Here is a 240-nt window from a genome sequence, read left to right on the forward strand (position 1 = left end):
AGCAACCGGGAACAGTCATGGCGGTGAAATCTATGTTATGACGATGCCGAGGTGCCGTATGATCGATCTGGCTGAGGTATTAATAGAAGCTTGTGGTGAAGAACAAGTTCGTATTGTGGAAAAAGGAATTCGACCTGGTGAGACAATACATCAAATTTTGATGAGCGACTACGAAAGCTTAACAACAGTAGTGTATGATGAGCACTATTTTGGAATCCTTCCTACACTTGAGATAGTTGG

1 protein-coding gene is annotated in these 240 nt (G+C 42.5%); it reads left to right on the plus strand.

What is annotated here, in order from left to right:
• A partial coding sequence (locus tag QP775_RS25650; protein ID WP_285109340.1) for a polysaccharide biosynthesis protein occupies positions 1–240 on the plus strand: 240 nt, incomplete at both ends.

Source organism: Paenibacillus sp. UMB4589-SE434 (assembly GCF_030226685.1).
In the GTDB taxonomy this organism is placed as follows: Bacteria; Bacillota; Bacilli; order Paenibacillales; family Paenibacillaceae; genus Paenibacillus_B.